The 10,143-nt window shown below is 65.2% G+C and carries 14 protein-coding genes; 12 read left to right on the top strand and 2 right to left on the bottom strand.

The window, feature by feature from the left end:
• The 8 genes from WBF82_RS09475 to WBF82_RS09440 all read left to right on the top strand — a co-directional run.
• A partial coding sequence (locus WBF82_RS09475) for a hypothetical protein (protein WP_424382789.1) occupies nucleotides 1-286 on the top strand: 286 nt, incomplete at its 5' end.
• 125 nt (nucleotides 287-411) lie between these two features.
• Nucleotides 412-1,281 (top strand): hypothetical protein, encoded by an 870-nt coding sequence (locus tag WBF82_RS09470; RefSeq protein WP_424382788.1) that lies wholly within the window; start codon nucleotides 412-414, stop codon nucleotides 1,279-1,281.
• Between the two features lie 88 nt (nucleotides 1,282-1,369).
• Entirely contained in the window at nucleotides 1,370-2,122 is a 753-nt protein-coding gene (locus tag WBF82_RS09465; RefSeq protein WP_424382787.1) for a deoxyribonuclease IV, read from the top strand.
• A 13-nt stretch (nucleotides 2,123-2,135) separates the two neighbouring features.
• Nucleotides 2,136-2,981, top strand: a complete 846-nt coding sequence (locus tag WBF82_RS09460; protein WP_424382786.1) for an alpha/beta hydrolase family esterase — start codon at nucleotides 2,136-2,138, stop codon at nucleotides 2,979-2,981.
• A 46-nt stretch (nucleotides 2,982-3,027) separates the two neighbouring features.
• Nucleotides 3,028-4,656, top strand: coding sequence for an acyl-CoA dehydrogenase family protein (locus WBF82_RS09455; protein WP_424382785.1), 1,629 nt, complete (start codon nucleotides 3,028-3,030; stop codon nucleotides 4,654-4,656).
• 8 nt (nucleotides 4,657-4,664) lie between these two features.
• Nucleotides 4,665-5,603: a crotonase/enoyl-CoA hydratase family protein gene (locus tag WBF82_RS09450; protein WP_424382784.1), complete on the top strand. Its 939-nt coding sequence runs from the start codon at nucleotides 4,665-4,667 to the stop codon at nucleotides 5,601-5,603.
• Between the two features lie 15 nt (nucleotides 5,604-5,618).
• Nucleotides 5,619-6,341 carry a PaaX family transcriptional regulator C-terminal domain-containing protein gene (locus tag WBF82_RS09445; protein WP_424382790.1) on the top strand — a complete coding sequence of 241 codons (723 nt, stop codon included), beginning with the start codon at nucleotides 5,619-5,621 and terminating at the stop codon, nucleotides 6,339-6,341.
• Entirely contained in the window at nucleotides 6,338-7,105 is a 768-nt protein-coding gene (locus WBF82_RS09440) for a crotonase/enoyl-CoA hydratase family protein (protein WP_424382783.1), read from the top strand. Before WBF82_RS09445 ends, WBF82_RS09440 begins: the two co-directional genes overlap by 4 nt.
• Nucleotides 7,106-7,116: 11 nt before the next feature.
• Here WBF82_RS09440 and WBF82_RS09435 read toward each other — a convergent pair whose 3' ends face one another.
• Entirely contained in the window at nucleotides 7,117-7,548 is a 432-nt protein-coding gene (locus WBF82_RS09435; protein ID WP_424382782.1) for a DUF3060 domain-containing protein, read from the bottom strand.
• 5 nt (nucleotides 7,549-7,553) lie between these two features.
• Entirely contained in the window at nucleotides 7,554-7,925 is a 372-nt protein-coding gene (locus WBF82_RS09430; RefSeq protein WP_424382781.1) for a DUF3060 domain-containing protein, read from the bottom strand.
• Nucleotides 7,926-8,119: 194 nt separating this feature from the next.
• On the opposite strand from WBF82_RS09430, the gene WBF82_RS09425 reads away from it, so the two are divergent.
• From WBF82_RS09425 to WBF82_RS09410, 4 genes are all read left to right on the top strand, one after another.
• Nucleotides 8,120-8,755 carry a TetR/AcrR family transcriptional regulator gene (locus WBF82_RS09425; RefSeq protein ID WP_424382780.1) on the top strand — a complete coding sequence of 212 codons (636 nt, stop codon included), beginning with the start codon at nucleotides 8,120-8,122 and terminating at the stop codon, nucleotides 8,753-8,755.
• A 278-nt stretch (nucleotides 8,756-9,033) separates the two neighbouring features.
• Nucleotides 9,034-9,408, top strand: a complete 375-nt coding sequence (gene rpsL, locus WBF82_RS09420; RefSeq protein WP_007167812.1) for a 30S ribosomal protein S12 — start codon at nucleotides 9,034-9,036, stop codon at nucleotides 9,406-9,408.
• Nucleotides 9,408-9,878, top strand: a complete 471-nt coding sequence (gene rpsG, locus WBF82_RS09415; protein WP_424382779.1) for a 30S ribosomal protein S7 — start codon at nucleotides 9,408-9,410, stop codon at nucleotides 9,876-9,878. Before rpsL ends, rpsG begins: the two co-directional genes overlap by 1 nt.
• 83 nt (nucleotides 9,879-9,961) lie before the next feature.
• The coding region (locus tag WBF82_RS09410; RefSeq protein WP_424382778.1) for a GTP-binding protein at nucleotides 9,962-10,143 on the top strand (182 nt) is incomplete at its 3' end.

Raw genomic sequence — 10,143 nt, 5'->3', positions numbered from 1 at the left:
GGCGGCGTCGTTCCAGGAGACCACGCGGGTGCTGACCGATGCGGCGATCAACTGCCGCAGCGACAAGCTGCAGGGTCTGAAGGAGAACGTGATCATCGGAAAGCTGATTCCGGCCGGTACTGGTATCAACCGGTACCGCAACATCCAGGTTGAGCCGACCGAGGAGGCTCGGGCCGCGGCGTACACGATCCCGTCCTACGAGGATCAGTACTACAGCCCGGACTTCGGCCAGGCCACCGGTGCCGCGGTTCCGCTGGACGACTACGGCTACTCCGACTACCGGTAACGTTTCCTAGCGCGAGCAGACGCAAAAGCCCCCGCACGCAAGGCGTGTCGGGGGCTTTTGCGTCTGGTGGGCGAATCCACAGGGCTGACTTTCCGCTCGGCGGCACTGACGGCACCATTTGCCGCATGTTCGACGACGACATCTTCACCAGACATCAGCTGCTCGACGTCATGAGCCGCAAACGCCTGGCCGAACTAGTCAAGGTGGGCAAGCTCATTCGGGTCTGTCATGGCATCTATGCATTCAGGGAGCCCGATGTGCTGCTGAAGTTGACGGCGCTGGATCTGTTGGCCGGCCAGCCAATCGTCGCCTGCATGGGTACAGCCGCCGCGCTGTACGGCTTTGATACCGAGAGCACGTCCCGCGTTCACGTGCTTGATCCAGGCGTCCGGATGCGGCCGTCGCGAAACCTGATGGTGCATCAGCGAATCGGTGCGCCGCTGCGACGAGTCGAAGGCCGGCTGGCAACAGCGCCAGCCTGGACAGTGGTAGAAGTCGCACGGACGTTGCGACGGCCGCGGGCCTTGGCAACGCTGGATGCGGCCTTACACGCCGGCGCTTGCACCAAAGGAGAATTGCACGCCGCGATCCGCGAGCAGAAGGGCCGTCGCGGCATCGTGAAGGTGCGGGAATTGATCGGCTACGCCGACAGCCGCGCCGAGTCGCCGATGGAGAGTGAGGCACGTTTGGTGTTCATTGAGTGCGGTTTGCCAATGCCGGAATTGCAGTACAGCATCGTTGACCGATACGGCAGACTCTGGCGAGTTGATTTCGCGTGGCCGCATGCTTTGGTCGCCGCCGAATACGACAGCGTCGAATGGCATGTGGGCCGCGATGCCCTGCTGCATGACCGGCTGAAAACTGCCCGACTGCAGGAATGTGGATGGACAACCATTCCGATGACAGTCGACGACATCCGTGGCGATCCAGCCGGCCTGGTGGGGCGAATCAACGCCCAGTTGTTGAGGCCTCGCCTGGTCGGTCGAGTTGGCTGAGCAGACAGAAAAGTACCCTCAGCCATGGCGTGTCGGGGCCTTTTATGTCTGTTCGCCGTCAAGGGCGCCCCTCACTAGACTGGCCGACGTGCTTATCGGTTCACACGTCCACCAAGACGATCCCCTGGCCGCCGCGCAGGCCGACGGCGCCGACGTGGTGCAGTTCTTTCTCGGCAACCCGCAGAGCTGGAAAAAGCCGAAGCCGCGCGACGACGCCGAGGCGCTGAAGGCGTCGACCACGCCGCTGTACGTCCACGCGCCGTACCTGATCAACGTGGCATCGGCCAACAACCGCATCCGCATCCCGTCGCGCAAGATCTTGCAAGACACCTGCGACGCGGCCTCGGCGATCAATGCGACGGCGGTGATCGTGCACGGCGGACACGCCGACGACAACGACATCGAGGCCGGTTTCGAGCGCTGGGTCAAGGCGCTGGACTACCTCGAAACCGACGTTGCGGTGTACTTGGAGAACACCGCGGGCGGCGATCACGCAATGGCCCGCCATTTCGAGACCATTGGCCGGCTCTGGGATCACATCGGCGACAAGGGAATTGGCTTCTGCCTGGACACCTGCCATGCGTGGGCCGCGGGTGAGGCGCTGGTCGACGCGGTCGAGCGGATAAAAGCACTGACCGGCCGCATCGACCTGGTGCACTGCAACGACTCGAGGGACGCGGCGGGCTCAGGTGCGGACCGACACGCGAACTTCGGTACCGGTCAGATCGATCCCGAGCTGCTGGTCGCGGTGGTCCAGGCCGCGGGTGCGCCGGTGATTTGCGAAACGGCCGACGAAGGCCGCAAAGACGACATCGCTTTCCTGCGTGAGCGGCTGAGCTGAGGACCGGTTCGCCATGGGCGCCCGGATCGCCGCGGTTCTCGGCGTTGTACTGGTAGTCGCGGGCTGCTTCGGCAGGGATGCGGCCAAGCCGTCGGGGTTCGTCGACGGCACCAGCGTGCACACGATCAGCGTCGGCGGACACGACCGCACGTACCGGCTCTACAAGCCGAAGGGATTGCCCGCATCCGCCCCGCTGGTCGTCATGCTGCATGGTGGCTTCGGCAACGGCGCGCAGGCCGAAAAGTCCTATGGCTGGAACGAATTGGCAGACTCATCCAAGTTCGTCGTCGCTTATCCGGATGGCCTCAACCGGGCCTGGAACGTCAACGGCGGCGGCTGCTGCGGCCGTTCGGCGAAGGAAGGCATCGACGACGTCGCCTTCATCACCGCGGCCGTCGCCGACATCGGCCGCAACGTCGGCATCGACGCCGCCCGGGTCTATGCCACCGGCATCAGCAACGGCGGCATCATGTCCTACACGCTGGCCTGCGAGACGGCGATCTTCGCCGCGATCGGCCCGGATTCGGCCACCCAGCTGAACGCCTGCGACTCGCCCCATCCGACGTCGGTCATGCATATCCATGGCACCGCCGATCGGCTGATTCGCTACGACGGCGGCCGGGGCGCCGGCGTGGCCCACATCGATGGCCCGCCGGTGTCGCAGCTGAATGCGTTCTGGCGCAACGTCAATCACTGCGGTGGTCCTGCCAGCACGACGAGCGGTTCGGTCACCACGTCGACCGCCGGATGCCCGGACAATCGCAGCGTGGTTTTGATCACCGTCGACGGCGGGGGCCATCAGTGGCCCGGCTTCGCCACCGGGAAACTCTGGGAATTCTTCGCCGCCCATCCGCGCTGAACATTACATGTCTTGTGCGGCTGTAGAAAAAATGTAACATAATCGCATGCCAGATACTCATGTCGTCACCAACCAGGTCCCGCTACTGGAGGAGCACAACCCGGCGTCCTCGCCGGTGCTCATCGAGGCGCTCATCCGCGAAGGCGGGCAGTGGGGCCTGGACGAGGTGACCACCGTCGGCGCGATCTCCGGCTCTAAGCAGGCCCAACGCTGGGGCGAGTTGGCCGACCGCAATCGGCCCATCCTGCGCATCCACGACCGGTACGGCCACCGCGTCGACGAGGTCGAGTACGACCCCGCCTACCACGAGCTGATGCGCACCGCTCTCGAGCACGGCCTGCACGCCGCGCCGTGGGCCGACGACCGGCCCGGTTCGCACGTGGTGCGGGCCGCCAAGCTGTCGGTCTGGAACGTCGAGCCCGGACACACCTGCCCGGTCTCGATGACGTACGCCGTCGTTCCTGCGCTGCGCTTCAACCCGGAGCTGGCCGCGATCTACGAGCCGCTGCTGACCAGCCGGCACTACGACCCGGAGCTGACCGTGCCGACGACGAAGGCCGGCATCACCGCGGGCATGTCGATGACCGAAAAGCAGGGCGGCTCCGATGTGCGCGTCGGCACCACCCAGGCCACCCCCAACGCCGACGGCACCTATCGCCTGACCGGTCACAAATGGTTCACGTCGGCGCCGATGTGCGACGTGTTCCTGGTGCTCGCCCAGGCGCCGGGCGGGCTGTCCTGTTTCTTCCTGCCGCGGGTGCTGCCCGACGGCACCCGCAACCGAATGCTGCTGCAGCGGCTGAAGGACAAACTCGGCAACCACGCCAACGCATCCAGCGAGGTCGAGTACGACGAGGCCACCGCCTGGCTGGTCGGCGAGGAGGGCCGCGGTGTGCCGACCATCATCGAGATGGTCAACCTGACCCGGCTGGACTGCACGCTGGGCAGCGCCACCAGCATGCGCACCGGCCTGACCCAGGCCGTCCACCATGCGCAGCACCGCAAGGCGTTCGGCGAGTATCTAATTGACCAACCGTTGATGCGTAATGTGTTGGCCGACTTGGCTGTTGAGGCCGAGGCCGCCACCATGGTGGCGATGCGAATGGCCGGCGCCACCGACAGCGCGATCCGTGGCGACCAGAGGGAAGCGCTGCTGCGGCGAATCGGGCTGGCGGCCAGCAAGTACTGGGTGTGTAAGCGCGCCACGCCGCACGCAGCGGAAGCGCTGGAATGCCTGGGCGGCAATGGTTATGTCGAAGATTCGGGTATGCCGCGGCTGTACCGGGAGGCGCCGCTGATGGGTATCTGGGAGGGCTCCGGCAATGTCAGCGCGCTGGATACCTTGCGCGCCATGGCAACTCGGCCGGAATGCGTCGACGTGCTGTTTGACGAGCTCACCAAAAGCGCGAGCCAGGACGCAAGGTTGGACAGCCACATCGAACAGCTGCGCTCTCAGCTCGCCGAGATGGACACGATCGCCTACCGGGCCCGCAAGGTCGCGGAGGACATCTGCCTGGCGCTGCAAGGCTCGCTGCTGGTGCGCTACGGACATCCCGCAGTTGCCGAGGCGTTCTTGGCGACCCGGCTCGACGGACAGTGGGGCGGCGCATTCGGAACCATGCCTGCCAGGCTGGATCTCGCGCCGATCCTGGAGCGAGCCCTGGTAAAGGGCTGAGCCCCAATATGACTCACGCGATCAGACCGGTCGACTTCGACAATTTAAAGACGATGACCTACGAGGTCACCGACAGGGTTGCGCGGATTACCTTCAACCGCCCGGATAAGGGCAATGCGATCATCGCCGATACTCCGCTGGAGTTGTCCGCGTTGGTGGAGCGCGCCGATCTGGATCCGAGCGTGCACGTCATCCTGGTCTCCGGCCGGGGTGAAGGCTTTTGTGCGGGATTCGACCTGAGCGCCTACGCCGACGGCACCGGCTCAGCCGGCGGCACCGGCGCTTACGGCGGGACGGTGCTCGACGGTAAGACCCAGGCGGTCAACCACTTACCGGATCAGCCGTGGGATCCGATGATCGACTACCAGATGATGAGCCGCTTCGTGCGCGGCTTTTCCAGCTTGATGCACGCAGACAAGCCGACGGTGGTCAAGATCCATGGTTACTGCGTGGCCGGCGGCACCGACATCGCCCTGCACGCCGACCAGGTGATCGCCGCGTCCGACGCGAAAATCGGCTACCCGCCCACCCGGGTGTGGGGCGTGCCGGCCGCCGGGTTATGGGCGCACCGGCTGGGCGACCAGCGCGCCAAACGCCTTCTGCTGACTGGTGATTGCATCACCGGGGCACAAGCCGCCGAGTGGGGGCTGGCGGTCGAGGCGCCCGACCCCGATGAGCTCGACGAGCGCACCGAGCGTCTGGTCGAACGGATCGCCGCGGTGCCGGTCAATCAGCTGATCATGGTCAAACTCGCGCTCAATTCGGCGCTGCTGCAACAGGGTGTGGCGACCAGCCGAATGGTCAGCACCGTATTCGACGGTATCGCCCGGCATACCCCCGAGGGCCACGCGTTCGTGGCCGATGCGGTCGAGCATGGTTTCCGCGACGCGGTGCGCCACCGTGACGAACCGTTCGGCGACCATGGCCGCCAAGCATCCGAGGTCTGACCGATGCCGAAATCGCTGACCCGCATGACCGCCAGGTCCGTCGTGCTGTCGGTATTGCTCGGCGCGCATCCGGCGTGGGCTAGCGCGGCTGAATTGATAAGGCTCACCGACGACTTCGGCATCAAGGAGACCACGCTGCGGGTGGCGTTGACCCGGATGGTCAGCGCCGGTGACTTGGTCCGGTCGGCCGACGGCTACCGGCTCTCCGAGCGTCTCCTTGCCCGCCAGCGCAGGCAGGACGATGCGATGCGACCACAGCTGCGGCGCTGGGACGGATTCTGGACCACCGTGATTGTCACCAGCGTCGGTACCGATCCCCGGACTCGGGCGGCACTGCGAACCACGCTGCACAGCAAACGCTTCGGTGAACTGCGCGAGGGTGTGTGGATGCGGCCGGACAATCTCGAGCTCGACCTGGACGCGCAGCTGCGTGCCCGGGTGCGGATATTGCAGGCCCGCGATGACGCACCCGGCGAGCTCGCCGTCCAGCTGTGGGACCTGTCAGCGTGGGCACGCACCGGCGCCCGGTTGGTCACAGAGATGTCTTCGGCCACCGATGTTCCCGCTCGGTTCGTGGTCGCCGCCGCGATTGTCCGCCACCTGCTGACCGACCCGGTGTTGCCCGCCGAATTGCTGCCCGCCGACTGGCCGGGCGCGCGGCTCCGCGCCGCCTACAACGACTTCGCCGCCGAATTGACCGAGCGGCGCGACGGTATCCGATTAGTGGAGGCGAGATGAGTGATCCGGTACGCGTAGAACGCAATGGCCCGGTGACCACGGTGATCCTGAACCGGCCGCAGGCCCGCAATGCCGTCAACGGCCCGACCGCCGCTGCCTTGTACGCGGCGTTCGAGGCGTTCGATCGTGACAACACCGCGTCGGTGGCCGTGCTGTGGGGCGACAACGGAACCTTTTGCGCCGGAGCGGATTTGAAGGCGTTCGGCACGCCGGAAGCCAACGCGGTGCACCGGACGGGGCCCGGCCCGATGGGTCCTACGCGAATGGTGCTGTCCAAGCCGGTGATTGCCGCAGTCAGTGGTTACGCCGTCGCCGGCGGCTTGGAGCTGGCGTTGTGGTGCGACTTGCGGGTGGCCGAAGAGGGCGCAGTGTTCGGGGTGTTCTGCCGGCGGTGGGGTGTGCCGTTGATCGACGGCGGCACCATCCGGCTGCCCCGGCTGATCGGGCAGAGCCGGGCAATGGACATGATCCTCACCGGCCGTGCGGTCGACGCGGCCGAGGCCTTGGCGATCGGACTGGCCAATCGTGTTGTGCCCAAAGGACAAGCACGGGCGGCCGCCGAGCAGCTGGCCGCCGAGCTGGCCGCGTTGCCCCAGCAATGCATGCGATCGGATCGGCTCTCGGCGCTGAACCAGTGGGGGATGCCCGAATCAGACGCGATCGACTACGAATTCGCCAGCATTTCCCGGGTGGCCGCCGAGGGGTTGGAAGGCGCGCGACGATTTGCGGCCGGCGCAGGGCGTCACGGTGCAGGTGCGGTATAGCTCGCGGAAGACTAGCTGGCTTTGTTGATCGTGTTGCCGGTGCCGAGGTTGTCAACCTTGGGGTTGCCGTCTTTATAGGTGACCGTGTTGTTGAACCCGACGATGTTGAGCTGCTTGTCGATCTTGTCGATGGTGATCTTGTTGTCGGCGCCCCCGATGCTCACCGTCCCGCAGGTGCCAGTAACGGTCAGCGTGTTGTTGGAGCCGCCTACGTTCAGCGACTTCCCGTCGCCACAATCGAGAGTTGTTGTGGTACCGAGCGATCCGTAGTTGATCGTGTTGCCGATGTCGAACTGCGCACCGGTGCTTGTCGTCGTGGCCGTCGTAGTCGTCGAAGTGGACGACGACGTCGACGGCACCGCGGTGTTGTTCTTGCCTGCGCAACCGGCCATTCCGAGCGCCAGCACTGCCGCGGAAAGCGCCACCGCCCTGGCTACCCGCATGTTGCTCACCCCGCTACCTGACTGATCCGGTTGGTCATGCCGAGTTCGCGGCCGCGGTCCCATACGACCGGCTGGCCGCTCTTGTAAAAGACCGACTCGTTGTAGCCGTAGACAATGATGTCGTGGACGACGTTGTCGGCGACCACGGTGTGACCCGAGCCCATCACCGTCACCGCCCAGCAGGACCCGAGCGCGTTAACAACGTTCCGCGTGCCGTCGACTATCAGCGTGGCGCCATTGCAGTCGATCGTCTGCTCGAGACCCTCGCCGGTGACATGGGTATCACCGTTTTTGGCGTGCACCGTCGGCGCTGCCACGGTGAACGGAATCGCGATCGCGCAGGCGGCCAAGGCTCGGCATCCGAGTGTCCATCTCACCGCGGGCTCCTCTCGCCAGGACGCGGGATCTGCTGAAGGAGAGCGTACGTGGATCGCCGCGCGCGATGGCGGCTTCCCCCACTTCGCCCCGTTCTTACCACCGGGGTTGTCAGCAGACTAGAGTTCTTCGCTGATTAACCATCGAGAAACCGGTGGTGACCAACCCGGTCAATGCAACCCGAAGGGCGATCGCCATGCCAGCTGAGCGGCAGTCGTCGTCGGGTCGGTCGGGTGCGGGGGGGAAGTCTGGGGCCCGTCCGGCCAAACTGAGCCGCGAGATCATCGTCAACGCCGCGCTGACCTTCCTGGATCGGGAGGGCTGGGACGCGTTGACTATCAATGCGTTAGCGACCCAGCTCGGGACCAAAGGCCCGTCGCTGTACAACCACGTCGTGAGCCTGGAGGACCTGCGTCGTGCGGTGCGGATGCGGGTGATCGACGACATCATCACCATGCTGAACCGGGTCGCCGAAGGACGCGTCGGCGACGATGCCGTGCTGGTCATGGCCGGCGCCTACCGCAGCTATGCTCACCACCACCCGGGCCGGTATTCGGCGTTTACCCGGATGCCGCTGTCAGGTGACGATCCGGAGTTCACGGCTGCGACCAAGGGTGCGGCTCGACCGGTGATGGAGGTGTTGTCGTCCTACGGGCTCGATATCGAGCAGGCTTTTTATGCTTCGCTGGAGTTCTGGTCGGCGATGCACGGGTTCGTGCTGCTGGAAATGACCGGAGCGATGGACGGGGTCGACACCGACACGGTCTTTTCCGACATGGTGCTGCGCCTGGCAGCCGGCATGGAGCGTCGCAGCGAACGCAGTTCGCAATAGAGCCCCGATAAGCCCGGGTAACCCGGTACCGGACACCAACTACTCGCTTTGACCTGCCCGACCAGCGACGGGTATTGTGATTGCTCGTGCCTGGCGGCTTAAGGCGCTTGACCTGAGGTGCGCACGCCGGGCCAATTCGCATGTCCACGACGCAACGGATGAAATTCTGCGGCGGGCGCATGCGACACACCCGGCGCGGGGGACCGTGGCAGGGCATAACTGCAGTACAGAGACTTAAAGCCACAGACAATTGAACGCACAGTAGAGAAAGCCGGTAGATGCCAACCATTCAGCAGCTGGTCCGCAAGGGGCGCCGCGACAAGATCGCCAAGGTCAAGACCGCGGCTCTCAAGGGCAGCCCGCAGCGCCGTGGTGTGTGCACTCGCGTGTACACCACGACCCCGAAGAAGCCGAATTCGGCGCTTCGGAAGGTGGCGCGTGTCAAGCTGACCAGCCAGGTTGAGGTCACCGCGTACATCCCCGGCGAGGGCCACAACCTCCAGGAGCACTCGATGGTCCTGGTGCGTGGAGGCCGGGTGAAGGACCTGCCGGGCGTGCGGTACAAGATCATCCGCGGCTCGCTGGATACCCAGGGTGTCAAGAACCGCAAGCAGGCTCGCAGCCGTTACGGCGCCAAGAAGGAGAAGAGCTGATGCCGCGCAAGGGGCCGGCGCCGAAGCGTCCACTGGTCAACGACCCGGTCTACGGATCGCAGCTGGTCACCCAGCTGGTCAACAAGATTCTCCTGAAGGGGAAGAAATCACTCGCCGAGCGCATTGTTTATGGCGCGCTCGAGCAAGCCCGGGAGAAGACCGGCACCGATCCGGTGATCACGCTCAAGCGGGCTCTCGACAACGTCAAGCCGGCCCTGGAAGTGCGCAGCCGACGGGTCGGTGGCGCTACCTATCAGGTGCCCGTCGAGGTGCGTCCGGAACGGTCCACCACGCTGGCGCTGCGCTGGCTGGTCACCTTCTCCAAGCAGCGTCGGGAGAAAACCATGATCGAGCGCCTGGCAAACGAGATCTTGGATGCCAGCAACGGCCTGGGGGCGTCGGTCAAGCGACGTGAGGACACCCACAAGATGGCCGAGGCAAACCGCGCCTTTGCGCACTATCGCTGGTAGGCGCCGAACCGGCGCCAATCGGAACAGTGGCCGGGCGCAATGACAGCGAACTGACAAGCAATCGAAAGAGTGGGAAGACTTCTGTGGCACAGAAGGACGTGCTGACCGACCTGACCAAGGTCCGCAACATCGGCATCATGGCGCACATCGACGCCGGCAAGACGACGACGACCGAGCGCATCCTCTACTACACCGGTATCAGCTACAAGATCGGTGAGGTGCACGACGGCGCCGCCACCATGGACTGGATGGAGCAGGAGCAGGA

Origin of the sequence: Mycobacterium sp., assembly GCF_049673265.1 — a bacterium.
GTDB lineage: Bacteria > Actinomycetota > Actinomycetes > Mycobacteriales > Mycobacteriaceae > Mycobacterium.
This window is presented reverse-complemented; position numbering and strand designations above follow the sequence as displayed.